The sequence below is a fragment of the Chryseobacterium sp. AG363 genome (genome assembly GCF_003610675.1).
Lineage (GTDB): Bacteria > Bacteroidota > Bacteroidia > Flavobacteriales > Weeksellaceae > Chryseobacterium > Chryseobacterium cucumeris.
Window position 1 is genome coordinate 1 of the sequence record NZ_RAQF01000003.1, and the last position, 26,516, is coordinate 26,516.

Consider the following 26,516-nt stretch of genomic DNA (forward strand, 5'->3'; position numbering starts at 1 on the left):
TCTTTCGCTTTTTAACGAAGCAATCTCTCTGTCAGTGTCGCTCCGTATTTGCGAGTGCAAAAGTAAAACTTTATTTTTTAATGACCAAATGTTTTGAAGAAAATTTTAAAGTTTTTTAAGTAACCTTAATCCTTCTCAAAACCTCAATCTCTCTACTCCTGCGCTCCCTCTAATTGGGACTGCAAAGATACAAACTCTTTTTAAACTGGCAACTTTTTTTACAAAAAGTTTTAAAGTTTTTTTTTCGTCCGTTTCTTTTTGGAAGTAATATCGTTTTTGCCCATCTAAAGGCGCTTCTGCGCTACTGAATGTCTTTCGTTTTTCAGTGGGGCAAAGATAGTAACTTCATACAACGCAAAACAAGTTTATTTAACATAAATTTCATATTCGGAGAGGTTTTTATCCTAATCAGCTGGAAGGCAGAGAGAAAAATTTTAAACATTTGTTTGGAGGTGTGGTTGGAGAGTAAGTGGGTTGGAGGTTGGGGGGATCTGTGTGTGAAGAGGGAATGTGAGATTCGGGGTTTTGGGTGGCTATGATCAAATAAAGTATATATTATATAATAGAGAGACTAGACTAGAGAGCTGACTTTCTTCAACGAAGACTGAAGAGTATATTTATATATAATATAGAACAATAAGATTTAACTCCTGTACCCGTAATTAATTATAATGCTTCGACTCAGCTCAGTATGACATGGCTAATACTAACTGTTAAAAGGCCTTAGACGTTATATTGGTATTTTACTTCTTTTAATACTCTCATAAAGAAGCTTGGATTCCTGCGGAATGACACAATAGGAATAGAGATTGATACTCAATAATATGTTTCCATAGAAATCTACAATATGAAAATTCAAACCAATATTCCTTTTATACCTGGAAACTCGAACCTGGAAACTCGAACCTCGAAACTCAATAACCAGAACCTCATCATTCATCATTAACCACTTATCATTAACGACTCCTACCCTAGCCCTGATAGAAATGGTTACCCCGCAGCTTGGGTTGGAGAGTGGTGGGTTGGAGCGTAGGAGAGCGCTGGCGCGAGGAGTAGAAATGGATAGCAGGAATTAGCTCCTGAAAAAAGTTCGAGAGTTTGAGAGTAAAAGGGTTTGGGAGTGCGGGAAGAAGAATAAAGAGGTAGGCTCTCTTTTATATTATATATATAAGGCAAGCTTAATCAAATAACCGTAGCTGCTGATCACGGGATCCAGTAAAGTTAGACGTTGAAAGCTTTGGAAACTCTTTGCCTTCAAAAAACTTCTTTTTGCCGATCTTAAAGGTGGTATGAATCATTTCTGCAATATTCCCTTCTCCTTTCTGTCGTTCAAAATATCTTTTATCACCCAGTTTTCCTCCTCTCATGGAGCGGATAAGATTTAAAACTTTTTGCGCCCTGTCCGGAAAATGGGTTTCAATCCAGTTTATAAAAACTGGTTCCACGGTATCGTTTAGTCTTACAAGGGTATAACCGAATCCTAAAGCACCTGCATCCGAAATAGCTTTTAATATGTTTAAAGACTCATCACTATTGAGTCCTGGGATAATGGGTGCTACCATTACATGTACGGGGATATTGTTTTCAGAAAGAATTTCAACTGCTTTTAATTTATTTTTTGCAGAGCTTGTTCTCGGCTCCATCTTTCGTCTCAGTTCTTCGTTGATGGTTGGAATGCTTAGAGAAACAGATACCAGATTCTGTTCTGCCATAGGTTTTAAAATATCTAGATCTCTTAGTACCAGTGCATTTTTTGTCAAAATATTGACAGGATGTCTGTAATCAAGACAGAGTTGCAGTAATTTTCTGGTAATTTCAAATTGTCTTTCGGCCGGCTGATAGCAGTCGGTATTTCCTGACAATAGAATCGGGGCAGCTTTGTATCCTCTTTTCTGAAAAAATTTCTCCAGCAACTCAGGGGCATTTTTCTTTACCATAATTTTTCTTTCAAAATCAACCCCGGCACTATAACCCCAGTATTCATGAGTAGGTCTTGCAAAGCAGTAAGAACAGCCATGTTCGCATCCCTGATAAGGGTTCATCGAATATTCCATTGGAAGGTCTTCACTTTTGACCTGATTGACAATGGTTTTGGGAAATACTTCCGTAAAAGAAGTCTTTACGGTTTCGAAATCCTCATCTTCTGGTTCATAGGTATACCTGTCGAAACGATTGACAACGTTTCGCTGAGCTCCCTGACCTTTTATGAAATTTTCGTTTTGCATTCCGGTGTAAAATTAGAATGGAATTTTTATAAAATAATGAGTTTTAACATTAAAGTTTTCCACAAAAAAAATCCAACACTTTCAAAAGCGTTGGATTTAAACATAATTAAATATATTTTTTTACTACTTCAGCGCGAATAATTCTACTCCATGAGTTTCATCATCATTATTTTTTTCATCAAAGTGTCTGTGATAGTCCGAATAGGAATCACTATATTTTTTATCTTTTTTAGTCAAAATTTTTTTAATGCTTATTAAACTCAATACTGCCAAAAGACCAACTCCTCCTGCCAGTAAAACTCCAACTTCTTTTTTCATATTTTCTCTGATTTATTATTGATACCATTGCAAAAAGCATACCTATTTTATTTTTTTTAATTATAAATTTTGTTAACATTCAACTTTATTTTTAGGAAAATTGCAATCTGCTATTTTTCTTATATTTAAAGTTTGCAATGGTTTAATTATTGTACTTAAAAATAAAAATATTATTATGGAAAATCCAGAAAACATAGACAGAATGACGACCTTGAGCCAGGTGATGAAAACACTCTCTGAAAGAGGAATACACAGGGAGTTCAGAATGAATGATAAATGTGAAATGAAGTTTGAAAACTCTGACAAGGTGTATCAACCCTCTGAACTGGTCATTTTAAAAACTTATCGCTTCGAGGGAGACAGCAATCCTGATGATAATGCTGTACTTTATGTTGTGAAGGACAATGCAGGAAATCGTGGGATGATTATAGATTCCTATGGTGCAGACAGCAATTATCCAGGCGAAGAATTTGATAAGTTTTTAAGAGATATCCCTATTCAGGAAAGTGATGAATTCAATTTTTAACAACTCAATCACATATTAATTTTTTAAACCATTAAGGTTGTTTTCAATTAAAAACTGTACAGTGGTTATGACTGGCCGCAAAAGGATCTGTCTTAATGGTTTAAAGAATTATTCTTCAGTTTTTTCCTTTTTTCTGAACACATTATTCAGGAAACCTTTCTTTTCTTTTTTCTCTGCTTCCGGTTGGGGAGTTTCTTTTTTATTTTTTATTTCCTGTTTTATTTCTTTTACCGATTGTTTCATATCCTTTACAGAAGAAACTGCTTCTTTGACTTTCTTTTCTGTTTTTTCAACATTTTTACCAATCAGGGTTTTCTTCAATCCCTGCTCTATTCCTCTCCAGAAAAGATTAAAGAAAGACTTTGTAGGGTCACGTTCTACATTTTCTACCGTAACAGCTTCCGGAAAGCTTCCTGAATCTGATTTCAGAAAAATATTGGCTACTGCAGTCAGAAACCCTTTTTTCTCATGGTTATTCTTATTTAATACGGCAATTTTTAAGTCTTTATGTTTAAGATTAAAAGTTCCGTGTAATCCGGCAGGGTTTCCTTTAAAGTTAAAAAGCATTTCCTGAATAGTTCCTGCAGTAGCGGTCACATGAAGATAAGGTCTGATAAAGGGATTGATTCCACTTGCAGGGAGATTGGAAGTTTTCCCTGAAATTGCAAATCTATCATTCTGATCAGCCACATCAAAGTTCCAGTTGACGGAAAGTGGTGAGAGGTTCATGAAAGAACAATTGATTTTAATATCCACTTTTGTGGGGTTTCCTTTTATTTTGGCAGAGTTCAGATTTTTAACGTTCATATTAAAATTACTGAAGGTCAGCTTTCCGGGTCCCATACTTTCCGGAGTATCTTCTTCATATACCAGAACAGAATTTTTGAGATCAAGATTATGAATTGTCATCGGAATTTTAATAGAACGAAGCATTTTAGAATATAATGCTTTTATCTTCGGATCATCTTTAGGAATTTTGCTTCTGAAAATATTCGCATTTGCAGACTCAATGTCTACCTGGGAAGCATTAACCATTTTGTTGTGAGAAAAAAGATCCCACTCTCCTTTTGCAGTAATTTGTCCGGCTTCTAAATTATACAGATCTCTTTCAACGGGTATCATTTTGATAAACTGTGCTCTTGAAACGAGAGGCTTCATGGCAAAATTGTTAATCTGTACCTTATTTTTATTCAGTTTAATAAGCCCAAGGCTCATATTGTAAAACTGCGTTTTATAAGCCAGATTTCTAGTGGTAATATAATAGTCTTTTACTTTGAAGGACAGCCCTTTCTGATTAGGTCTAGGTGATAATTCAATATCATTTACCGTTGCGTTAAGATCGTGGAAAGTCAGTGGTTGTTTTCCTTTATCATAAGTAATGTTTGAGTTTTTTAAGGATGTTTTTCTGATGATAAAGGAATTAATAATCCCTGGTCCGGCAGATTTATTGGTTGTTTCACCTGCTTTAAAAGTTCCGTTAACATTTTCTACGAGAAGATCTTTAAGATCCACATTCAGTTTTTTATCAATGAATTCCAATTTATTGATATTAAAAGCAATATGATCTGTTTTTAACACTGCTGTTGCTTTTCTCTCTGCAGGATGCCCTGGTGTCAGTATGACGTCCCTGATTTCACCGTTTGCAGGCTTCAGCGCAAGACTTCGTATTGTAATATTCTGAGCATTGGAATATTCAATATTCCTTGCGGCTATAGTAAAATCTTTATATCCTATCGGAATAACCTGCTCAGAAGTTTCTTTATTAAACATCAGCTGATTGATATTTACACTAAGATTCCCTACTGACAGAAGATTATTTCCATCCGTTTTTGTGATCTTTACTATGGCATTATTCAGCTTTATATTTTTTAAATCAACTTCAAAATTTGTTTTTTTTTCGGCTTTCTTGGTCTTTACTCCTGTATTATAGACTGTCAGAACAGGATTCTCAAAGTCTGCATTCGTAAGTGAAACTTTATTTTTGTTTAAAATAACATCCGTAAAATCCATTTTGGGAACTGCAAATTCAAATAATTGAGCCTTCTTAGGATAAAACTTTTTAAACTGAGCAAAAGAGAGCAGCGGGGTCAGCCTGAAATTCTCAACAGCCATCTGTCCGTTACTTGTATTTATACTGCTGATGGTAACCGCATATGTTTCATCTGGACGAAGAAAGAATTTTTGTCCTTTGATGCTGTATTTGTCAAAAACAACGGGTAGTTTATTTTCTACGGATTCTTCCGTCATCTGTAAATTTTCTACAAACAGATCCAGTTGTTGGACAGACAGAAATTTCTGCTTTGTATGCCTGAAAACAGCAATTTTACCTTCGTTAATTCTTATATTTTCAAATGAAACCGGATTTCTTTTCTTTCCGGTTTTGCGGTCGGCAGGTTTGGCAAGAATGACATTTAAATTGGGTTTAGCCAACAAAAGGTCTGACGAGCTGATTCTTTTATTAAAAACAGCATCATAAATTCCGAAACGGCTTATTTTCAAGGTATCAATAGTTCCCTGCAAACCAATAACGTCTGTATTTTGCGGATCTTTACTGTTAACTGAAATTCCTGTTGCAAAGATATTTCCTGTTCCCAGATCAACATCCAGCGTTTTGTAAGAAACTTTATAGTTTGTATTTTTTTTGATGTATTCCGGAAGTTGGGTTTTGAGCCATAGATTCAGTCCGAAATTCGCAGCAAGAAGAATTCCTGCCAGGACTCCGAAAGTTATTAATAGCCTTTTAACCCATTTTTTCATATTTTGTGATTTGGTTCTTTCCTATTATATAGATCAATTCTTTATTTCCAGTTCTATTACATACCCTTCATGCCCTCTTACATTGATAAAATTTCCTCCTTCAAATCCAAGATACTGACCTTTAATTCCTGTAAGCTTTCCTGTAAACTCTGGTTTTTTATCTAAAGTAAATGAAGAAACTTTTTCCGGTTTTTCAAAAGGATAATCAAACATCCACAGTTCTTCTCCTTCCCTATAAAATTTCTGGAAATCGTCAGGAAAATATTCTTTTATCTTTTGTCGGAAATCAGCAAGGTCTACTTCTCCTTCAAAATCATCCTGCAGCATCTTTCTCCAATTGGTTTTATCTGCCAGATGTTCTTTTAAAGCTACTTCTATCATTCCTGCTTCATAACGGTTTTCCGTTCTTGCGATGGGTAATGCAAAAGTTGCACCCTGATCAATCCATCTTGTAGGAATCTGTGTATTTCTGGTTACGCCTACTTTTACATCTCCTGTATAGGCCAGATAAACAGTGTGTGGCTGCAGCTGAATTTGTTTTTCAACTTCAAGATCTCGCTCTGCAACTCCCAAATGAGCTGTAGATAGTTCCGGGCGGATAATGGTATCGCTTGCATAAGGGCTTTCAAAAAAACAGTTTTTGCAGAATCCCATTCTGTAAATTGGTTTATTTTCACCACAATTTACACATTGAAATCCGGTATGTTTGATGCTTAACTCCTTTCCAAACAGCTCATTCATATGGATCAGATCTCCAGAAAGATTGAGATAATATTGGATTGGCTTAGCATCGACGCTTGTCATCTTTAAAATTTGCCCTTGAAACTGCATATTATATTTATATTACTTTTTTAAGTAAATTTAATGATTATATTTTTCAAAAAGTAAAATTTATATTTTTGTGCTCATAAAAAATACAAATGGTTTATCTTGTAACAGGCGGTAGTGGGTTCATCGGTTCCCATTTAATTGAACGATTATTAAGAAATGGACATTCTGTCATAAACATTGACAATTTTGATGATTTCTATGACTATCAGGTAAAAATTAAAAATACTTTGGAGTCAATCGGTAAAAATTCGGATTTTGAGTTCTCAGAAAAAGAGACGGATATTCCGCGTTTGGTTTCCCTCACCCATTCAGACCAATATTCCCTCTATTGGCAGGATATCAGGGACCTAAAAGGTCTTGAAAACATCTTTAAGAATCATCATATTGACATGGTGATCCATCTTGCTGCACTTGCCGGTGTTCGCCCTTCTATTGAACGTCCTCTGGAGTACGAAGAAGTGAATGTACGAGGTACTATGAATCTTTGGGAACTGTGTAAGGATTTCCATATTAAAAAATTCATTTGTGCATCTTCATCAAGTGTTTATGGAAACAATGAGAAAATTCCCTTTACGGAAACAGATAATGTAGACAATCCTATCTCTCCTTATGCTGCTACCAAGAAAAGCGGAGAAATTATAGGACATGTTTACCATAATCTATACCATATAGATATGATCCAGCTCAGATTCTTTACGGTATATGGGCCAAGACAGAGACCTGACCTTGCTATACACAAGTTTACAAAGCTCATTTCGGAAAATCAGGAAATTCCTTTCTATGGTGACGGAAATACGGCCAGAGACTATACTTATATAGATGATATCATTGATGGAATTACTAAGTCTATTCTTTATCTTGAAAACAATTCAGGAATTTATGAAATTGTGAATCTGGGCGAAAATCAAGTAATCACTTTGTCTGAAATGGTGGCTACAATCGAAAAGACGCTGGGAAAATCTGCCATCAAAAAAATTCTGCCATTGCAGCCGGGAGATGTCACAAAAACCAATGCCGACATTGCAAAAGCAATGGATTTGATAGGGTATAAACCGGCCACAGACTTCCAAAATGGCATAAAAAAATTTGTGGAATGGTTTTTGAGAAAACGACAATAAGTAAATTGCTGACATAGCTGCCAGTTAGTTTGTGACAGCCATTTATAAGAAAAAATTATAAAAAGAATTGAAAATCAAGTATAAAAAAGTTTATTATACAACCTATTTTTATACTTTTGCAAAAAATTAGAAAATTATGTACTGGACATTAGAATTAGCTTCATATTTAAGTGACGCACCTTGGCCAATGACAAAAGCAGAGCTTATCGACTACGCCATCAGAACTGGTGCACCTATGGAAGTAGTAGAAAACCTTCAGGCTATTGAAGACGAAGGAGAAATTTATGAATCTATCGAAGAGGTATGGAGTGACTATCCTACTGACGAGGATTTCCTTTGGAACGAGGACGAATATTAATAAAGCGATAAGCTTTAGGCTGCATGCTTAGAGCTTTTTTGCCCTTTTTATATATAATTTACACGATAAGTGTTATTTAAAACGCTTAAAGCATTTTGCATTAAGCATAAAGCAAAAAATTTATGAGTTTTTTAAACAAAGTTCTTAAAGGGTTTTTGGGAGACAAAAAAGCGCAGGACCTAAAAGAAGTAAAAAAAGTTGTAACAAAAATCAGAGCTGTAGAACCTAACATTCAACAATTGTCGGATGATGGGTTGAGACAAAAAACTGCTGAGTTTAAAGAGAATATAAAATCTGCAACCAGTAAGATCACAGCTCAAATAGAACAGATAAAAGAGCAGATAAAAAATTCAACCAACGTTGATGAAAAAGAAGCTCTTTTCTCAAAAATTGAGTCTTTAAAGAAAGAATCTTACGAAATTGAAGAGAAAGTTCTGGTTCAGGTTCTTCCCGAAGCTTTTGCATTGATCAAAGAAACGGCAAGAAGATGGGCTCAGAATGGAGAAATCCGTGTAACTGCTAGTGACTGGGATAGAGAACTTGTCGCTTCAGGAAAAGATTTCGTTAGCATTCAGGGAGACACAGCTATTTGGAAAAACTCATGGGACGCTGCCGGAACTCCTGTAGTTTGGGATATGGTCCACTATGATGTTCAGTTTATCGGAGGGGTTATTCTTCACAGTGGTAAAATTGCCGAGATGGCAACCGGTGAAGGTAAAACTTTGGTAGGAACATTACCTATTTACTTAAATTCACTTCCGGAAAGAGGAGTGCACGTTGTAACCGTAAACGACTACCTTGCAAAAAGAGACTCCGCTTGGATGGGTCCTCTTTATCAGTTCCACGGAATGTCTATCGACTGTATCGATAATCACCAGCCGAATTCAGACGGAAGAAGAAAAGCATACAACTCAGATATTACTTACGGAACGAACAACGAGTTTGGTTTCGATTATCTTAGAGATAACATGGTGACATCACCTTCAGAATTGGTACAAAGAGAACTTAACTTTGCTATCGTGGATGAGGTGGACTCTGTATTGGTAGATGACGCCAGAACACCATTGATCATTTCAGGTCCGGTTCCTCAGGGAGACAGACAGGAGTTTGATGTTCTTAAGCCTTCTATCGACAGAATTGTTGAAGTACAAAAGAAAACCGTTTCTGCTATTTTCAATGAAGCGAAGAAATTAATCGCTGCAGGAAATACAAAAGAAGGTGGTTTCAAATTACTTCAGGCATACAGAGGTCTTCCAAAAAACAGACAATTAATCAAATTCTTATCGGAAAGCGGAAACAGAGCATTGCTTCAGAAAGTTGAGGCGCAATACATGCAGGACAACAACCGTGATATGCCGATCGTAGATAAAGATCTTTACTTCGTAATCGAGGAGAAAAACAATCAGGTAGACCTTACAGACAAAGGTGTTGAATACATGTCTCAGGGTAACTCTGATCCTAACTTCTTCGTACTTCCTGATATCGGAACTGAGATTGCTGAAGTAGAAGCTAAGAACCTTTCTAAAGAAGAAGAGTTTGAAGCAAAAGAAAGACTTTTTTCTGATTTTGCTGAAAAATCCGAGCGTGTTCACACGATGAGCCAGCTATTGAAAGCGTACACATTATTTGAAAAAGATGATGAGTATGTAGTCATTGATGGTGAAGTAAAAATCGTTGATGAACAGACAGGTCGTATCATGGAGGGACGTCGTTATTCAGACGGTCTTCACCAGGCGATCGAAGCGAAAGAGAATGTAAAAATTGAGGCAGCTACTCAAACTTTTGCAACCATCACGCTTCAGAACTACTTCCGTATGTATAACAAGCTTGCGGGGATGACGGGTACTGCTGAAACTGAAGCTGGAGAGCTTTGGGAAATCTATAAATTAGACGTTGTGGTAATTCCTACCAACCGTCCTATTTTAAGACATGACAAGCAAGACTTAGTTTTCAAAACTAACAGAGAAAAATATAATGCTGTAATAGAGGAAATTGAAAAATTAACAGCACAGAAAAGACCTGTATTGGTAGGTACTACTTCTGTTGAGATTTCTCAGTTACTATCAAAAGCACTTCAGTTAAGAAAGATTCCACACCAGGTATTGAACGCAAAGCTTCACAAAAAAGAAGCTGAGATTGTAGCTGGAGCAGGACAGCCGGGAGTTGTAACCATTGCAACCAACATGGCAGGTCGTGGTACCGATATTAAGCTTTCTAAAGAAGTAAAAGATGCAGGAGGTTTAGCCATCATCGGTACGGAAAGACACGATTCAAGACGTGTTGACAGACAGCTAAGAGGTAGAGCGGGACGTCAGGGAGATCCGGGAAGTTCTCAGTTCTATGTATCTCTTGAAGATAACTTAATGCGTTTGTTCGGTTCTGAAAGAATTGCTAAAATGATGGACAGAATGGGTCACAAAGAGGGAGAAGTAATTCAGCACTCTATGATCAGTAAGTCTATTGAAAGAGCTCAGAAAAAAGTGGAAGAAAATAACTTCGGAACAAGAAAAAGACTTCTTGAGTACGATGACGTTATGAATAAGCAGCGTGACGTAATCTACAAAAGAAGAAAGAATGCTCTTTTCGGAGACCACTTGAAGTATGACATCACCAATATGATTTTTGATGTAGCTAATTCTATCGTTGCGAAAGGGAAAGCTTCAGGAAATTATAAAGATTTTGAATATGAAATCATTAAAACATTTACGATGGAATCTCCGGTTTCCCAAAGTGATTTTAATAATAAGAATGTTCAGGATCTGACCAATATTTTATTCAAAGCCGCTCAGGAGGATTATAGAATGAAGCTGAATCTGTTGAAAGAAAAATCATTCCCTATCATTGAGAATGTGTACCAAAATCAGGGTTCAATGTTCAAAATGATCCAGGTTCCTTTCACAGACGGACACAAAACAATGACTATTGTAGCTGATCTTAAAGAAGCGTATGATACTCAGTGTGAAAGTTTAGTGAATGATTTTGAAAAGAATATCACTTTATCAATTATCGATGAAAACTGGAAGCTTCACCTTCGTGAAATGGACGACTTAAGAAGATCATCACAGGGAGCTGTGTATGAGCAGAAAGATCCATTGGTAATCTATAAGCAGGAATCTTTCCATTTATTCAGTGAAATGATCGATAAATTAAACAAAGAAATTATTTCTTTCTTATATAAAGGAGAAATTCCAGCGTAAGAAAAATTTAATAATATCATCTAAAAACCGCTCTGGCATTGACCATAGCGGTTTTTTGTTATTCAGTATATAATAATTTTATGATAAATATCAATCTTATTATTTATTTAGAACAGTTAAAAATAATATATTTGCAGAAAATTTGAGTTTCATGAAAAATGTACTGATCTGTGCTTCCGCACTGGGAACAATGTTGGTTTCTGCGCAAAAAAAAGACACCATCAAATCCAATGATATTGAAGAAGTAGTTGTTAACGGAAGATATTATCAGAAGTACAAGCTGAATGAGGTTTCAGGTTCACTGAGAATTCAGACGCCTATTCTTGAGCTGCCACAAAATGTACAGTCTGTAAGTTCACAGGTTCTTGCTGATCAGATGACTCTAAATATGTCTGAAGGAATAGTCCGTAACGTAAGTGGGGCAAGAAAAGTAGAACACTGGGATAATGTATATTCCAATGTTTTCATGAGAGGAGCAGGTATTGCTACTTTCATGAACGGGATGAATGTTTCTTCTACTTGGGGACCCATCAATCCTGACGCATCTATCATAGACAGAATAGAGTTTGTAAAAGGTCCTGCCGGATTTATGGGATCTATGGGAGATCCTGCCGGATTTTATAATGTAGTAACTAAAAAACCTACAGGAAAGTTTGCCAACAGTGTGCGTTTCACAACGGGAAGCTATAATCTTTTCAGAGGAGAAGCTGATCTGGATGGAGTTCTTGTAAAAGACGGGGTTTTAGACTACCGTATCAATTTAATGGGAAGCTCCAACAATTCCTGGGTAGAAAATGATAAGACAAGCAAAATCATTGTTGCCCCTTCCATTACTTTCAGACCTACAAAGAGCACCACATTTACGGCTCAGTATAACTATCAATACTTAAAATTCAACCAGCCTGGAGCTTATCTGATGTCAAACGACGGATATGCTTCACTGAATGTACATACCAACTTTAATGACCCTAACTTTAAGAAAACTGAAGTAAAAGACCAGAGTTTATTCTTAAGTTTAGACCAGAAGCTTTTCAAAGACTGGGTTTGGAGCACACAGTATGCTTATATGGATCTGAATTACGACGGAGGTTCTTGGTGGGGAACTTTTGATGCGAACAATAAGAATGTTTTCAACAGAACCTTAAGCAACTGGCAGGCAAAAGGAAAAAATCATATTTTCCAGACCTATGTGAGAGGAACACTTAATACAGGGAATATTGTTCATAAAATAATCGCGGGATTCGATTATGGAGACAGAAAGTATAATGCAGACTTTTCATCTTTTGCCGGAGGTCCTTTCCCTATAAATATTTATAATGTAAATTATGGAGTAGATCCTTCAAAACTTCCTTCTTCTGACTTTTATACATTAAACACTTCTGCTCCGTTTTATAACGATCAGGGCGTAAAATATACTTCATATTATGCTCAGGATCAGATTGAAATGTTTAATAATAAATTGAGATTAACATTAGCAGGAAGATATACAAGCGGTAAAACTTATTCCGCATATCCTAATCTAAGTCCAGGGACTCCTGTTGTACCAGATACAGCGGGTGAATTTACCCCAAGAGTTGGAGTGAGTTATTCTATTAATGAAAACTTTTCTGCTTACGGAATCTATGATAAGACTTTTGTACCACAATCCGGAACAGGAATTAACAAAACCAAAATTACAGATCCTTTCAGAGGACAGAATATTGAATTCGGATTGAAAAAAGACTGGTTCGGAGGAAAATGGAACTCTACTTTTGCAGTATACGAAATCAGAAGACAAAATATTCTTGTAGCAGGAAACGCTAATGAAAACGGTGGAGTTGCTTTTCAGATTCCAACCGGAGAACAAAGAGCAAGAGGTTTTGAAACCGATATCAAAGGAGAAATCATCAAAGGATTGAACATCATTGTAAACTATGCCTACACTGATGCAAAAACCATCAAAGACACAGATCCTGCAAGAATTGGAGTTCAGTCTCCAGGAAATGCAAAAAATGTTCAGAATACCTGGATCAACTATAGATTCCAGAATGGTGTTTTAAATGGTTTCGGTATTTCTGCAGGATATCAATATCAGGGAGGAAGACAATCCTGGTATGGGGTAAGTGCCACAAAAGATCAGAGTCTTCCTGATTATTTTGATACCAACTTCGGCGTTTCTTATGTTGCTAAAAAATTCGATATTAACTTTATGTTGAACAATGTTCTTAACAGAAAGCTTTACAGCGGATATAGAGGTGATGGAGGAGAATATGCCTGGATCTACAATGCTCCGCGTAACTGGAGAGTATCAATAGGATATAAATTTTAAAAAATCAAAGGTTAGCCCCTCATGGGGTTAACTTTTTGCTATGAGAAAAAAGCATCATCATAAAAAGAAGGTTTCTTCCACAAAAAAATGGTCTGCAAAGCTGCATTTGTGGCTGGGTTTGTCTGTTGGAATCATTGTATTTATAGTCTCTCTTTCAGGGACTTTATATGTTTTTAAGGATGAAATACAGAATAGCTTACGCAAAGAAGCCATTTACCTGAAAAAGGATGATATCGGAAAAAAGCCATTGTCTATTAATCTGCTTCGTGAAAAAGTTACGCTGGAACTTAATGAAAAATATCCTGTAAGCGCTGTAGAAATTCCTTTGGATAAAAATAAATCCTACCAGTTTGAGTACTATGACAAAAGCAAAAAAGGATGGAATTATTTTCAGCAGGTACACATTAACAAACTGGTCTATGTGAATCAGTATACCGGGCAAATTCTGGCGGTTTATGATGAAAAGTATGATGTGTTCAATATTCTGAAATATATCCACTGGGGACTTCTGCTTAATTCAGAATGGGGACCGTATACTGTAGGAATCCCAACTGTTATTTTTGTCATTATGCTGATTACAGGAATCATTTTATGGTGGCCAAAAAACAAAAATGCAAGAAAAGGACGTTTTTGGTTCAACTGGGAAAATGTAAAAAACTGGAAGCGTAAAAATTATGATCTTCATAATCTTCTTGGATTCTATGCATCATTTATTGCATTGCTATTAAGTATTACAGGGCTTTATTTTGCTTATCCCTATGTAAAAAACACTTTTACTTTTGCATTATCAGGTTCATGGGAACTTCCAAAGGAAAAAGAAAGAAAATCTCCGGACTCTCTGATAGCAAAGAATGAAGCTGTTTTTGATCTCGCTGCGGCACAAACTCAAAAGCTGTACGCAAAATCATCCAGCTTCAGAATTACTTTGAACGGAAAGAATAAAAAAGGAAAAGAACTGAAGAATCTTCCTGTAACGGTTTACGGAATGGATGGAAGATACAGTGAAAGAAACATCCTGACATTCGACAAATACTCCGGAAAACTACTCGCCAATAAACCTCATCACAATCTCAATACTGCCGAGAAATATTCCAACGCCAATTACGACATCCATACCGGTTCCTACTTCGGAATCATTGGAAAGGTCATCTGGTTTATAGCCGGCCTCACATGTACATCGCTCCCTGTAACCGGATTTCTGGTCTGGTGGGGAAAAAGAAAGAAAAAAGGAAAGAAAATATAATGAAAAAAGTGCTTTTATCAGCTGCCTGCTTAGGAACTGCCACTGTTTTTGCTCAGGTAAAAGATAGTTTACAAACTAAAAATGTAGACGAGGTTGTCATGACTGCTTCCAGAAAAAAGGAAAGCATCAAAGAAGTTCCAAGCTCCGTAACGGTGGTAGGAGAGAAACAGATTCAGTCTCAGCTGACCGTTAACTCAGATATCACAAGCATCCTGCAGTATACCGTTCCCAGTTTAGGAACCAATTCGGGACAGACATCCAATACAGGACAGACCTTAAGAGGACGTCAGGTTCTGGTTTTGATTGATGGAATTCCACAGTCTACCCCACTTCGTAACGGAGCAAGAGATTTAAGAACCATTGATCCTTCAGCGATCGAAAGAATAGAGGTAATCAAAGGAGCTTCTTCCATTTATGGTAACGGAGCAGACGGAGGGATCATCAATTATATTACAAAAAGAAGCAAAACAGATAAAAAAATCTCCGGGATTTCACAGATCGGGCTTACAGGGCAGCCTTATGGAGGTACTTTAGGAGTAAGAGCCAGTCAGCTTTTATCGGGAAAGATCAACAAGTTTGATTATACCCTTTCATTAGCCTACGAAAGAACAGGATATACAAAAGACGGTGATGGTGTTTTGATAAGTCCTACGTATAGCATTGCGAAGATGGACAACTACAACGGACTGGTGAAAATAGGTTATGACATCAACGAAAATCAGAGAATTGAGGCTTCTTACATTGGCTATTCATCAAGATCAGATCTGAATGTAGGATTAAAAACAGGAAAATACGGCATCAAGCCAACGATTGGTGAAGGAATTGGGAAAGGTTTGGAAACCACTCCTCAGGGAACTCCTAAAAACCACAACATAAGAGTAAGCTACGACAATAAGAACCTGTTTGCAGGAACGTCTTTGAATATCAACCTTTACTATCAGGATTTTAAAACCGTTTACGGTTACAGCGACACCTTTTTCAACGGCGGGCAGTCGAATGTAATTTCAAAAAAAGCAGGAGCAAGATTCAATTTTGATACCCAGCTTTGGAATTCAGCGAACTCTCAGGCAGAAATCATCTACGGAGCCGATATTCTGAATGATGAAACCGTTCAAAAGCTGGAAGACGGACGTTTCTGGACTCCGAATATGAACATGACCAATATTGCACCTTTCGTACTGGCAAAAATAGATCTGTTTAAAAAGTTCACCATCAAAGGAGGACTTCGTTACGAAAACATCAAAGTAAATGTAGATGACTTCAATACCCTTTCTACCCTGAAAAGTGACGGAACTTTCACCAAAAGTATTCCTGTCGCGGGTGGAAAACTGAACTACAATGCATTGGTAGGAAATATTGGAATTCGTTACAATATTGAGCCTTATATCAACCTTTTCGGAAGCTTCTCTCAGGCCTACTCTATCAATGAGTTGGGAAGAATTTTAAGAACCTCAACTTCTGAAACGATCAAAAATCTGGAAACGAAACCCATCATCGTTAATAATTACGAATTGGGAGCAACAGGACAGCTTTCCAGCTGGCTGAATTATGAATTAACTTCTTATGTAAGCACATCGAAACTGGGAGCATCATTCGTACAAAGTCCAGACAGAGCATTGATGATTCAGAGATCTCCCGAGATTGTATACGGGGTAGAAGGATTTTTACACTTTAGCCCTACAAAATGGATTCAGTTTGGTGGAAGCTACAGCTGGATGGAAGGAATTACCTCTATAAAGGACGACGGTGATTATTCTACCAAGATCAACAACAGCAGAATTTCTGCGCCTAAAGTATTGGCTTATGTTCAGGCAAGACCTGTTCCAGCTCTATCCGTTGGTCTTGATATGCTTCACTCTTTCCAGCAAAACAGATTTGAACCAAATGCCAAGACGGGATTGTATGCTTATGGTGAAGGATATGTACCTGAGTATACTGTTTTCAATTTCAAATCCAGTTATGAGGTTGACACCAACTGGAGAGTATCATTAGGTATTGAAAACATTTTCAACAAACTGTATCAGCCTGCTATTTCATGGTGGACTGCAAGAGACAGTGATTTTACCAATGCTCTTGGATTGAGAGGGACATTCATGATTGAATACAAATTTTAATTAATCTAAATAAAAGTAAAGCATATCTTTGCTTTACTTTTTACTGTTATATGAAGAAAAAGCATCATCATAAAAAGAAACCGGGCTTTATCAAAAAATGGTCTGCCAAGCTGCATCTTTGGTTCGGGTTGGGAATAGGATTTCTGATCTTTATTATCTCTATTACCGGAGCATTATACGTATTTAAAGATGAAGTGGAAAATATCACCCGAAAAGACGTCATCTACCATCACGAGCAAAATATAGAGCAGAAACAGGTCCTTCCCATCAGAGTGATGGAAAAGGCTGTTGCGGAGCAGGTAAAAGAAAAGTATCCTATCCACTGGGTAAATGTTCCTATTGATAAAAAAATGTCCTATATGTTCTTCTGGTATGAACATAATACAGATGCCTGGAACTATTTTGATGAATTTCCTATCTACAAACAGGCCTATGTAAACCCATACACAGGGAAAGTACTGAGAGTCTATGATGAAAAAAACGGATTCTTCAATATTGTAAAAATGATCCACTGGAGCTATCTTTTGAAGCAGGACTGGGGAACGTATGTGGTTGGAATTCCTGTTATCATTTTTATCATTATGCTGATCTCGGGGATTATCCTCTGGTGGCCAAAGAACAAAGCAGCAAGAAAACAGCGATTTGCCTTCAAATGGAAAAATATCAAAAGCTGGAAACGAAAGAACTACGACCTCCATAATGTCTTAGGATTTTACGCGTCGATTTTTGCTTTAATCTTCTCAATTACAGGTCTTTTCTATGCCTTTTTTGTAGTACAGGCGATGATTTACGTGATATTTTCCGGTGGACAAACAAAGTATCCTGACTTCTCACATATTAAAACAAAGGCACCTATCGAATTAAGAACAGAAGGAACACTGGATAAAATCATCAATACAGTACAGACAAAATATCCTGAATCTTATGGTTTCGCTATCGATTTAGGACATCCGCATATGGATGACCACGAACATCCCAACTTTGAGGTGTACGTAAAACATCTTTCTTATTCTTACCATAAAAGCAGCAGCTTAATCTTTGATGAGAACTCAGGGGAATTGCTGCACACTCATGATCCTAAGGACAAAAACTTTGGAGAAAAGGTTGTGAGCGCCAATTATGATATTCACGTTGGTGCTATTCTGGGACTTCCCACCAAGATCATCGCTTTTATTGTAAGTATTATCTGCGCTTCTCTTCCGGTTACCGGATTTATGATCTGGTGGGGGAGAAAAAAGAAAAAACCAATAAAAACAGCTTAAAGTATTAAATAAAACCTACTTAATAATCCATTAATACAATCTTTTTTATAATTTTAGCCCCTAGAATTTAATAATAGAAATGTCATTAATAGATTTATCAAAACAAGTTGCCCTTGGAGTTGACATCGGCGGAACCAATACTAAATTCGGAATCGTAAACCACCGTGGTGAAGTTCTGGATAAAGGAAATCTGAGAACTGATGCCTATGACAAAGTGGAAGATTTCATCGATGCTTTATATGAACATGTTCGTCCAATGATGGAAAAGTATGGTACTGAAGCTCACTTTGACGGAATCGGAGTAGGCGCACCAAACGCTAACTATTACAAAGGAACCATAGAACTCGCCCCTAACCTTCCATGGAAAGGTGTTATTCCTTTCGCTGAGCTGATGACGGCAAAATTTGGCCTTCCTTGTACAGTAACCAATGATGCGAATGCTGCGGCACTGGGAGAAATGCTTTTCGGAGCTGCAAGAGGAATGAAAGATTTCATCATGATTACGCTGGGAACAGGAGTAGGAAGTGGAATTATTGCCAACGGAAGCTTAATCTATGGACACGATGGGTTTGCCGGAGAATTGGGACATACAATTGTAAAGCCAGGCGGGAGAAAACACTGGAGCACAGGTTCTGAAGGAAGTCTGGAAGCCTATGCTTCTGCCACAGGAATTACCATTACAGCAAAGAAAATGAGAGCTGAGTTCCCGGAATCTATGCTGAACCAATATCCTGAAGACGAGATCAATTCTAAAACAGTATTTGAATGTGCAATGAAAGAAGATCCTATTGCAATTGAAGTTTTCAGATATACCGGACAGAAGCTGGGTGAAGCCTTAGCCAATTTTGTAATGTTCTCTTCACCTGAAGCGATTCTTCTTTTTGGAGGAGTTATCAAGGCAGGAGATTTTATTTTAAAGCCTGCAAAACTTCATATGGAAAGAAACCTTCTTCCAATTTTCAGAAATAAAGTGAAACTGGTATTCAGTGAACTTGACGAAGCCGATGCTGCTATCCTTGGAGCGAGTGCTTTGGTTTGGGAAAAATAACTGAAAGTATTTTAAATAATATAGAGCACCTTTTTTAGGGTGCTTTTGTTTTTTGACAGATTGCACAGATTTTCACAGATGATTGCGTTTTATTTTCCTTATGTTTATTTGTAAAAAGCATCGTGTTATTTGTGTTTAAAGAATATAAGATGCTTCGACTAAGCTCAGCATGACATACCTGATACTAAATGCTTTAAAATACTTTGTGGTGATTAAATGCAAGAAATTGTATTCTTATTTTCCTTTGTTATTTGTGAAAAACATTCGTGTTATTCGTGTTTAAAATCATTTGCTACATCTATCATTGCAATTTAAGTTTAAGAAGTAAAAGCCTGTTCAAATGAAAAAGTTTTTCATATTTTTGATTGCATTTTCCGGATCAGGGAATGATAATAAAACAATATAATTACCAAAAATGGACAACAATAATTTAGAAGAGATTACTTTCGGAGGCGGATGTTTCTGGTGTGTGGAAAGCTGTTTCAATATGCTTAAAGGGGTACAATCTGCTATTTCAGGATATTCAGGCGGACATAAAGACAATCCGACTTATCAGGAAGTATGTACGGGAGAAACCGGACATGCAGAAGTGGTTCAGATCACTTATGATCCTGCTGTTATTTCCTACGAGCAATTGATGGATGTATTTTTCTTTTTACATGATCCTACCCAACTTAACAGACAAGGGAATGATATCGGGACTCAATACCGTTCCGTTATTTATTATAAAGATGATGCTGAAAAAGCAAAAGCTGAAGAAGCGATCAAAGTATCTCAGGAATCAGGAAGATGGACAGGAACTTATGTAACAGAATTAACGAAATTCAACAAATTCTGGCCGGCAGAACAATATCATCAGGGGTATTATAATGAAAATCCGACACAGCCATATTGCAGCGCTGTGGTTGGTCCTAAAATCCAAAAGTTTAAGAAACATTTTGGGGAACTGGGAATGCTGAACGCAGATTAAAACGTGATATTTTAAATTTCTGCTAGGCAGATATTTTATCAAACAGACTAAAAGTCCGTTCTTACTGATGTTTAATATGCATCCTGAATACTTACAGCTCAATAAAATATAGAAGCGAAGAGGGAATCTCTTCGCTTTTTGTTTGATATAAAAATGAGTCCCCTGACAAACATTCCAATTGAATTTTAAATATTGGTGAAGGAAGTTTATTCTGTCTGCACGATTTCATTTTTCCCCGAATATTTTCTAATGATGTATTCTGTGGCCGGCTTTAATTCTTTTTTGTTTTCCGGATCTACTCCATCCATAGTAAAAAACTCAACTTTCCCCCTGACCTTTGAATACCACATTTTTCCCAAAGCATTTTCTACTGTAAGTGTATCTTTTCTTGTAACACGTTTAAAGTATTTAATCTGAATATCATCCTTAGGAACAGTATTCAATACAAGACTTTCTTCATTGCAATCAGCAAGCTTATATTCATTTTGATCCCAGTACATACAATTCTTTTCAACTGCGGGAAGAGTCAAAAAACCGAATGGTTCATATACGTTTCTGTTTCCTGATGAGCAGTAATAATTTCCGATCAAAAATCCTCCAAGCATTAATACCCCTACAAGGCCAAAACTATTTTGTCTGACAAACTCAGGCATTTTAAAGTGCTGTTCATTAATAATATTTATATTGATCTTAGAAAGTCTTTCCGATATAATTTCCTCATCCTGATCCACACTTATTTTTACAGTGGTCAGATTTTTTTTTTCATCATTTTTGATAAAAGTCCTTGAAAAATCTGTAAAATCTTTGTAGCCGATGTACTGGCTCATTTTATTCAGTCTCTCAGGTTCAATATTCCTGCAGCTATTGCCTTCTACAAAATCTTCATAATACCGTATGAAGGTTTTCTCTGAAATATCATAGAATTTCAGGTTATCAATAAAACAAAGATGCAGATAAGTAGCCAGCCCACTTTTTGTGGTCTTCTCTGACTCTCTCCTTGCCTGCTCAAATACTTCATTAATCAGTAGTTTTTTCTTGGACATATACAGTGTTTTCGGGCATTACAAAGTAGATGATTTTCAATCACACCACATTACGGATTTCCGTAATAACTCCACGCTTACTAACTGTCTATTGATGTCTATGTTTTGTCTAACATCCCTTTTCTTTTTTGCCGCAAATTTGCTTCAGAAATCAACAAAAACATTAAAAAACTGATTTCAGAAAAACCAGAGAAAACAGAGATTAAACTCCGGATTGGGAAGCAGATGTTTCTTCTCCGTTTTTAAAGGTTCACTTCCCTAAAAATTAAGAAGCGCTTCGAAATTTTAACAGTGTACAGCTTACGATAAATACTTCGTGAGAGGAAGAAATACGATTTCAACTTCGAAAATTTTAAAGGAAATGATCCAAATTATAATAATGCTATTAGGATTAGCATTTTCAAATAATAATACCAACACTTCAACAATTGATAACAATAATTACGAATCCACTACAATAAGCCCCTCTACGGGAACATTAGGAATGGCACCAGAAGACACAAGCGGCGAAACAGGACAGATTTTGCCACCAAAAAAATAATTAAATAAAGGGCAATGAAAATTGTCCTTTTTTTAATACCTTTAGTTGCTATCAATTATTATCATGTATGCTGGTTTTAAATTTGTAGGAATTTTTCTTTTATTCATTAGCTGTAATTTTTCCGAAAACAGGAATCCTCCGGCAAAGGCCCCTTCAACTGAAGCGGACAAAATGTACAATGAAGCAGCTTCTTTATACAATAATGATAATGTAAAGGCATTTACACTCCTTTCAAAAGCGGAAAGTATCTATAAGCTAAAGAATGATTCCGCCAATATTGCATCCTGTTTAACCTTGAAGGCTATTATACTTAATGATATCGGAGATTATCTTAGCAGTAATGAAAGAGCTATTGATGCATTATCCTTTTTAAAACTACCCAGAGACTCTGCTTATCTTCCTTCCATTTATAATAACCTTGCAATATCTGAAAAAAATCTCAAGCATTATTCTGAGGCCCTCAACTGGTATCATAAAGCTTTACAGGTAAGTTCTGATAATTTTCAGAAAATAACGATCAAAAATAATATTGCTGACGCCTACGGAAAACAGAAAAGCTACCCGCAGGCCATCAATATTTACCAATCTCTTCTCAAGAATAAAGCACTGCAAAAGAACGAGATTGAATATGCCAGAATTTTAGACAATTACAATTATATCAGCTGGCTTGAAAGTAATAATTATAAGGCAGAAGAAGGCTTATTAGCCGCAGTTGTTTTAAGACAAAAGATCAATGATAAATCTGGTCTCATATCCAGTCATTCTCATCTTGCTGAATATTATCTACGCTCAGATAGAGCTAAAGCACTGTATCATATCAATGAAAAATATCGTTTGGCAAAGGTGATCAAAAATCCCAATGACAGATTGGAGGCTCTTGACTTTCTGGTAAAAAATGACAAAGGAGTTCACTTACAAGGTTACTTCGCAGAGTACCAGCAGCTTAATGACAGCATTCAATTATCAAGAGATAAAGCAAAAAACAGATTTGCTCTGATAGAATTTGATGTAGAAAAAAAGAAAGCTGAAAATCTTTTGCTTCAGAAAGGTCTCGTCCAAAAAGAATATCAAATTACTAAAAAGAATATTTTAATTATAAGTATAAGTTTAGGAACGCTTGCCCTAATAATCGGTGCTTTCTTTTGGTATAAAAAACGTAAGCAGACCATGCTTTTGGAATCTGATAATAAGTTAAAAGAACAGCAGCTAAAAGTTTCCAAGAAAATTCACGATGTAGTAGCCAACGGAATTTATCAGGTAATGACCAAGATCGAAAATCAGGAAGATTTTGATAAAGAAAAAATACTTGACGAATTGGAGTTTGTATATGAAAAGTCAAGAGATATTTCCTATGAGAAGGCTGCCCCTGAAAATAAATCTGAGTTCAGCAAAAGAATATCTACTCTTATTGCATCTTTTAATAATGAAAATGTAAAGACTTATCTGGCCGGAAATGATGAAAATATATGGAAAACACTGAAAGAATTTACCCGGGAAGAAATATATCAGGTGATGCGTGAACTTCTGATCAATATGAAAAAACATAGTCAGGCTACCCTTGTTGCTTTTAAATTTGAAAGAAAAAATAACAGGATACAAATTCAGTATACAGACAATGGTATAGGCATTTCAGAAGGAATTACTTATAAAAATGGTTTAACAAATACGGATTCCCGTATTGAAGCTATCAATGGAGAAATTATTTTTGATACCGAAACCGAAAAGGGGTTGAAAATTTATATTTCATTTCCTGCTTCTTAAAAAAGAAAAAGAATGTTCAAAAAAATTTTAATAGCTGAAGATCACGAAAGCAGTAGTATTTCTGTACAGAAAACATTAGAAGACCTTAGTATTTCCAACACAGATTATGTCTATTATTGTGATGATGCATTAGCTAAAATTCAAAAATCCATTCGTGAAGGTGATCTTTATGATTTGTTAATTACAGATCTTTCTTTTGAAGAAGACCATAATATACAAAATCTCAAAGACGGAAAAGAGCTGATAAAGACCATTAAAGAACTACATCCTTCATTGAAAGTCATTGTTTTTTCTGCAGAACATAGATCCGGGGTGATAGACAGCCTTTTTAACGAATATGGAATTAATGGTTTTGTTCGCAAGGCCCGAAATGATTCAAAAGAGTTGAAAAAAGCAATTGCTTCAACCTATGTAGACGAAAATTATCTTTCACTGGATCTTAAACAAGAGGTAAAGAAGCTCAACAATTATGAATTCTCTACTTATGATATTACTTTAGTATCTCTTTTGTCTCAGGGAGTTTTACAGAAAAATATTCCTGTTTATCTCCAAAATAATGATATTAAACCCAATAGTTTAAGCAGTGTAGAGAAAAAACTGAACAGCATGAAAGAAGATCTGCAGATAACAAGCAATGAACAGCTTGTGGCTTTCTGCAAAGATTTGGGAATTATATAAGTAATTACGGTTTTCCGTAAGGTTAGTTTTCTCAATAGTCTTACTTTTGATGTAAGAAATGATGAAAAAAAACTAATAGCACCCAATATAATTTTATACAGTTCGAAAAAGGTATCTCGTTTGAGATACCTTTTTATTTTCTTATCATTTCCGTATGCGGAATATCGTCTTCAAGATATTTCTTTCCTGTATCTTCAAATCCGAACCCACTGTAAAATCTTAAAAGATAATCCTGGGCCGATATTTTGATTTCAGAAGTATGAAAACGGTTTTCTATAGTTTCCACAGCATACTGTATCAGCTGTTTTCCCAAACTTTTTCCTCTCGCCAGCTCTGTGGTCAGAACTCTTCCTATAGAAGTTTCATCATACTTTATTCCTTTATCAAAAATCCGGCAGTAGGCCAGTACCTGTCCCTCTTCTTCAGCCCAGATGTGAACCGCTTTCTGATCATAATTATCCAGATCAGGGTAAGGACAGTTCTGTTCAATAACGAAAACATCAATACGGGCTTTCAGTACTGCATATAATTCCCGAACAGTAAACTCATCAAACGTTTTGATTTTCCAGACAATATTACTCATCGAAGCTTATATTATTATGGGTTAAAAAATCATTGGTCTTTTGGATAAAGTCAAGAATTTTATCTCCTCCTTCTTTCTTTTCTGCTGAGGTGATATACAATTCGGGAAGATCTTCCCATGTTTTATGAAGTTCAGCTTTATAGTCTTCAACATTTTTGACAACGGCATTCGGTTTCAGTTTATCTGCCTTTGTGAAGACAATGGAAAACGGTATTCCACTTTCACCACACCACTGGATAAATTCCAGATCGATTTTCTGCGGAGTATGCCTTACATCTACCAATACAAAAAGATTGACCAGATTTCTTCTGTTCAGAATATAATTGGTGATCAGCTTTTCAAAATCCTTTCGCTGGACTTTTGAAACCTTGGCATAACCATATCCGGGTAAATCGGTAAGGTACCAGTTCTCATTCACCAAAAAATGATTGATCAGCTGGGTTTTCCCCGGGGTCTGCGATGTTTTAGCCAGATCTTTATGATTCATCATGGCATTGATCAGTGATGATTTTCCTACGTTCGACCTTCCAATAAAAGCATATTCGGGAATATTTGGTTCAGGGCATTCCTGCCATTTTCCACTACTCTTTACAAACTCTGCTGTCTTGATAATCATTTTTGAATGTATTTTAGAAAAATAAACCATTAAGAAAAGCTCTTAATGGTCATTTATATGTTTTAAACTTTATCTTTTATCCAGTTATACAGGATTTCATTGAATTCATCTGGTTTTTCCATCATGGCTGCATGGCCGCATTTATCAATCCAGAATAAGTCCGAATTAGGAATAAACTTGTGCATATCTTCGGCTACTTCGGGTGGAGTAACATTATCCTGTTTACCCCAGATCAGACAGGTAGGCGTCACAATCTTGGGAAGATCATTCAGCATATTGTGTTTGATGGCACTTCTTGCCAGCATTACTGTTTTTATTCCTTTCATTCTGTCATTGACAACTGCAAAAACTTCATCCACAAGATCTTCTGTTGCTACCTTTGGATCATAGAAAACTTCCTCCGTTTTCTTCCTGATATAAGATCGGTCATTTTTTCTCGGAAAACTGTCTCCGAAAGTTCTTTCATAAAGCCCGGAACTTCCAGTAAGAACAAGATTCTTAACCAGATCAGGTCTTGCTAAAGTCAATATAAGCCCTACATGACCTCCCATTGAGTTTCCTACAATAGAGACCGGCCCCTCAATATGACTTTCTATAAACTTGATAATATATTTTGCAATCGTGGTAAGATTCGTATTGAGTACCGGCAGATCATAGATCGGCAGCTGAGGAACATATACTTTAAAGCCTCTATCCGAAAAAAAATCTACCATTTTATCGAAATTACTCAAACCACCCATTAACCCGTGCAACAGCACTAATGGATGTCCTTCTCCCGCTTCTACATAGGAATATTTCTTTTCTTTTTTTGTACTAAATATCATAAAACGCCTTAATAAAGCCCTGCAAAAATACAAATTAAACCTCAAAAAAATTTTGATTATCCTAATTTAAGATAAAAATAATATAATATTCTCCTTTTTAACTTTTTTTTTCAAACGCGCTTTATTATGGCCTAAATAGCACTTTTAACAAGTCTCTTCATATCAGCATTTTACATTATTGAAATTCAATCTTTA

Annotated in this window: 21 protein-coding genes; 13 read left to right on the forward strand and 8 right to left on the reverse strand. The window is 36.2% G+C overall.

From position 1 onward, the window contains the following. Positions 1-1,178 precede the first annotated feature (1,178 nt). Positions 1,179-2,225 carry a PA0069 family radical SAM protein gene (locus tag DEU39_RS12890; RefSeq protein ID WP_120232246.1) on the reverse strand — a complete coding sequence of 349 codons (1,047 nt, stop codon included), beginning with the start codon at positions 2,223-2,225 and terminating at the stop codon, positions 1,179-1,181. Positions 2,226-2,348: 123 nt separating this feature from the next. Next, complete coding sequence (locus DEU39_RS12895; protein ID WP_047426218.1) at positions 2,349-2,543, reverse strand: hypothetical protein; 195 nt, start codon at positions 2,541-2,543, stop codon at positions 2,349-2,351. 175 nt (positions 2,544-2,718) lie between these two features. Between DEU39_RS12895 and DEU39_RS12900 the strand changes: the two genes are divergently transcribed. After that, a complete protein-coding gene (locus DEU39_RS12900) occupies positions 2,719-3,069 on the forward strand; it encodes a hypothetical protein (RefSeq protein ID WP_120232247.1) in 351 nt (116 codons plus the stop codon). Between the two features lie 108 nt (positions 3,070-3,177). On the opposite strand, the gene DEU39_RS12905 is transcribed toward DEU39_RS12900, so the two are convergent. Both DEU39_RS12905 and DEU39_RS12910 read right to left on the reverse strand, forming a co-directional pair. Continuing rightward, entirely contained in the window at positions 3,178-5,826 is a 2,649-nt protein-coding gene (locus DEU39_RS12905; protein WP_120232248.1) for a hypothetical protein, read from the reverse strand. A gap of 33 nt (positions 5,827-5,859) precedes the next feature. Next, positions 5,860-6,657: a DUF2797 domain-containing protein gene (locus DEU39_RS12910; protein ID WP_120232249.1), complete on the reverse strand. Its 798-nt coding sequence runs from the start codon at positions 6,655-6,657 to the stop codon at positions 5,860-5,862. An 89-nt stretch (positions 6,658-6,746) separates the two neighbouring features. On the opposite strand from DEU39_RS12910, the gene DEU39_RS12915 reads away from it, so the two are divergent. From DEU39_RS12915 to msrA, 9 genes are all read left to right on the forward strand, one after another. Further along, positions 6,747-7,775 (forward strand): GDP-mannose 4,6-dehydratase, encoded by a 1,029-nt coding sequence (locus DEU39_RS12915; RefSeq protein ID WP_120232250.1) that lies wholly within the window; start codon positions 6,747-6,749, stop codon positions 7,773-7,775. A gap of 136 nt (positions 7,776-7,911) precedes the next feature. Then, positions 7,912-8,133 carry a DUF2795 domain-containing protein gene (locus DEU39_RS12920; RefSeq protein WP_002662059.1) on the forward strand — a complete coding sequence of 74 codons (222 nt, stop codon included), beginning with the start codon at positions 7,912-7,914 and terminating at the stop codon, positions 8,131-8,133. 122 nt (positions 8,134-8,255) lie between these two features. Continuing rightward, a complete protein-coding gene (secA, locus tag DEU39_RS12925) occupies positions 8,256-11,330 on the forward strand; it encodes a preprotein translocase subunit SecA (RefSeq protein WP_120232251.1) in 3,075 nt (1,024 codons plus the stop codon). 151 nt (positions 11,331-11,481) lie between these two features. After that, positions 11,482-13,638, forward strand: a complete 2,157-nt coding sequence (locus tag DEU39_RS12930; protein ID WP_120232252.1) for a TonB-dependent siderophore receptor — start codon at positions 11,482-11,484, stop codon at positions 13,636-13,638. Positions 13,639-13,678: 40 nt separating this feature from the next. Then, positions 13,679-14,881, forward strand: a complete 1,203-nt coding sequence (locus DEU39_RS12935) for a PepSY-associated TM helix domain-containing protein (protein ID WP_120232253.1) — start codon at positions 13,679-13,681, stop codon at positions 14,879-14,881. After that, positions 14,881-16,995: a TonB-dependent receptor gene (locus tag DEU39_RS12940; protein ID WP_120232634.1), complete on the forward strand. Its 2,115-nt coding sequence runs from the start codon at positions 14,881-14,883 to the stop codon at positions 16,993-16,995. Before DEU39_RS12935 ends, DEU39_RS12940 begins: the two co-directional genes overlap by 1 nt. A 50-nt stretch (positions 16,996-17,045) precedes the next feature. Next, positions 17,046-18,257 carry a PepSY-associated TM helix domain-containing protein gene (locus tag DEU39_RS12945; protein WP_120232254.1) on the forward strand — a complete coding sequence of 404 codons (1,212 nt, stop codon included), beginning with the start codon at positions 17,046-17,048 and terminating at the stop codon, positions 18,255-18,257. Between the two features lie 79 nt (positions 18,258-18,336). Next, positions 18,337-19,305 (forward strand): ROK family protein, encoded by a 969-nt coding sequence (locus DEU39_RS12950; protein WP_062672618.1) that lies wholly within the window; start codon positions 18,337-18,339, stop codon positions 19,303-19,305. A 415-nt stretch (positions 19,306-19,720) separates the two neighbouring features. Beyond that, complete coding sequence (msrA, locus tag DEU39_RS12955; protein ID WP_062672620.1) at positions 19,721-20,275, forward strand: peptide-methionine (S)-S-oxide reductase MsrA; 555 nt, start codon at positions 19,721-19,723, stop codon at positions 20,273-20,275. 206 nt (positions 20,276-20,481) lie between these two features. Here msrA and DEU39_RS12960 read toward each other — a convergent pair whose 3' ends face one another. Further along, on the reverse strand, positions 20,482-21,318 hold the full coding sequence (locus DEU39_RS12960; RefSeq protein ID WP_062672622.1) for a hypothetical protein: 837 nt from the start codon (positions 21,316-21,318) through the stop codon (positions 20,482-20,484). Positions 21,319-21,697: 379 nt separating this feature from the next. Between DEU39_RS12960 and DEU39_RS24415 the strand changes: the two genes are divergently transcribed. From DEU39_RS24415 to DEU39_RS12970, 3 genes are read left to right on the forward strand one after another with little or no spacing between them, the layout of a single operon-like run. Further along, a complete protein-coding gene (locus tag DEU39_RS24415; RefSeq protein ID WP_183037419.1) occupies positions 21,698-21,859 on the forward strand; it encodes a hypothetical protein in 162 nt (53 codons plus the stop codon). Between the two features lie 45 nt (positions 21,860-21,904). Next, positions 21,905-23,620 carry a tetratricopeptide repeat-containing sensor histidine kinase gene (locus DEU39_RS12965; RefSeq protein WP_147367592.1) on the forward strand — a complete coding sequence of 572 codons (1,716 nt, stop codon included), beginning with the start codon at positions 21,905-21,907 and terminating at the stop codon, positions 23,618-23,620. A 12-nt stretch (positions 23,621-23,632) separates the two neighbouring features. Beyond that, complete coding sequence (locus tag DEU39_RS12970) at positions 23,633-24,298, forward strand: response regulator (RefSeq protein WP_062672626.1); 666 nt, start codon at positions 23,633-23,635, stop codon at positions 24,296-24,298. 133 nt (positions 24,299-24,431) lie between these two features. Here DEU39_RS12970 and DEU39_RS12975 read toward each other — a convergent pair whose 3' ends face one another. The 3 genes from DEU39_RS12975 to DEU39_RS12985 form a co-directional block, all read right to left on the reverse strand. Beyond that, entirely contained in the window at positions 24,432-24,881 is a 450-nt protein-coding gene (locus DEU39_RS12975; protein ID WP_120232256.1) for a GNAT family N-acetyltransferase, read from the reverse strand. Beyond that, positions 24,874-25,497 (reverse strand): ribosome biogenesis GTP-binding protein YihA/YsxC, encoded by a 624-nt coding sequence (gene yihA, locus DEU39_RS12980; protein ID WP_120232635.1) that lies wholly within the window; start codon positions 25,495-25,497, stop codon positions 24,874-24,876. The genes DEU39_RS12975 and yihA overlap by 8 nt, the downstream gene beginning before the upstream one ends. A 62-nt stretch (positions 25,498-25,559) precedes the next feature. Continuing rightward, on the reverse strand, positions 25,560-26,321 hold the full coding sequence (locus tag DEU39_RS12985; protein ID WP_062672630.1) for an alpha/beta fold hydrolase: 762 nt from the start codon (positions 26,319-26,321) through the stop codon (positions 25,560-25,562). Positions 26,322-26,516: the final 195 nt, after the last annotated feature.

Coding starts and splice junctions, on each gene's coding strand:
- DEU39_RS12970 (WP_062672626.1), top strand. CDS start 23,633: ATGTTCAAAAAAATTTTAATAGCTGAAGATCACGAAAGCAGTAGTATT.
- secA (WP_120232251.1), top strand. CDS start 8,256: ATGAGTTTTTTAAACAAAGTTCTTAAAGGGTTTTTGGGAGACAAAAAA.
- DEU39_RS12900 (WP_120232247.1), top strand. CDS start 2,719: ATGGAAAATCCAGAAAACATAGACAGAATGACGACCTTGAGCCAGGTG.
- DEU39_RS12935 (WP_120232253.1), top strand. CDS start 13,679: ATGAGAAAAAAGCATCATCATAAAAAGAAGGTTTCTTCCACAAAAAAA.
- DEU39_RS24415 (WP_183037419.1), top strand. CDS start 21,698: ATGCTATTAGGATTAGCATTTTCAAATAATAATACCAACACTTCAACA.
- DEU39_RS12975 (WP_120232256.1), bottom strand. CDS start 24,881: ATGAGTAATATTGTCTGGAAAATCAAAACGTTTGATGAGTTTACTGTT.
- msrA (WP_062672620.1), top strand. CDS start 19,721: ATGGACAACAATAATTTAGAAGAGATTACTTTCGGAGGCGGATGTTTC.
- DEU39_RS12915 (WP_120232250.1), top strand. CDS start 6,747: ATGGTTTATCTTGTAACAGGCGGTAGTGGGTTCATCGGTTCCCATTTA.
- DEU39_RS12950 (WP_062672618.1), top strand. CDS start 18,337: ATGTCATTAATAGATTTATCAAAACAAGTTGCCCTTGGAGTTGACATC.
- DEU39_RS12890 (WP_120232246.1), bottom strand. CDS start 2,225: ATGCAAAACGAAAATTTCATAAAAGGTCAGGGAGCTCAGCGAAACGTT.
- DEU39_RS12910 (WP_120232249.1), bottom strand. CDS start 6,657: ATGCAGTTTCAAGGGCAAATTTTAAAGATGACAAGCGTCGATGCTAAG.
- DEU39_RS12940 (WP_120232634.1), top strand. CDS start 14,881: ATGAAAAAAGTGCTTTTATCAGCTGCCTGCTTAGGAACTGCCACTGTT.
- DEU39_RS12895 (WP_047426218.1), bottom strand. CDS start 2,543: ATGAAAAAAGAAGTTGGAGTTTTACTGGCAGGAGGAGTTGGTCTTTTG.
- DEU39_RS12945 (WP_120232254.1), top strand. CDS start 17,046: ATGAAGAAAAAGCATCATCATAAAAAGAAACCGGGCTTTATCAAAAAA.
- DEU39_RS12960 (WP_062672622.1), bottom strand. CDS start 21,318: ATGTCCAAGAAAAAACTACTGATTAATGAAGTATTTGAGCAGGCAAGG.
- yihA (WP_120232635.1), bottom strand. CDS start 25,497: ATGATTATCAAGACAGCAGAGTTTGTAAAGAGTAGTGGAAAATGGCAG.
- DEU39_RS12930 (WP_120232252.1), top strand. CDS start 11,482: ATGAAAAATGTACTGATCTGTGCTTCCGCACTGGGAACAATGTTGGTT.
- DEU39_RS12920 (WP_002662059.1), top strand. CDS start 7,912: ATGTACTGGACATTAGAATTAGCTTCATATTTAAGTGACGCACCTTGG.
- DEU39_RS12905 (WP_120232248.1), bottom strand. CDS start 5,826: ATGAAAAAATGGGTTAAAAGGCTATTAATAACTTTCGGAGTCCTGGCA.
- DEU39_RS12985 (WP_062672630.1), bottom strand. CDS start 26,321: ATGATATTTAGTACAAAAAAAGAAAAGAAATATTCCTATGTAGAAGCG.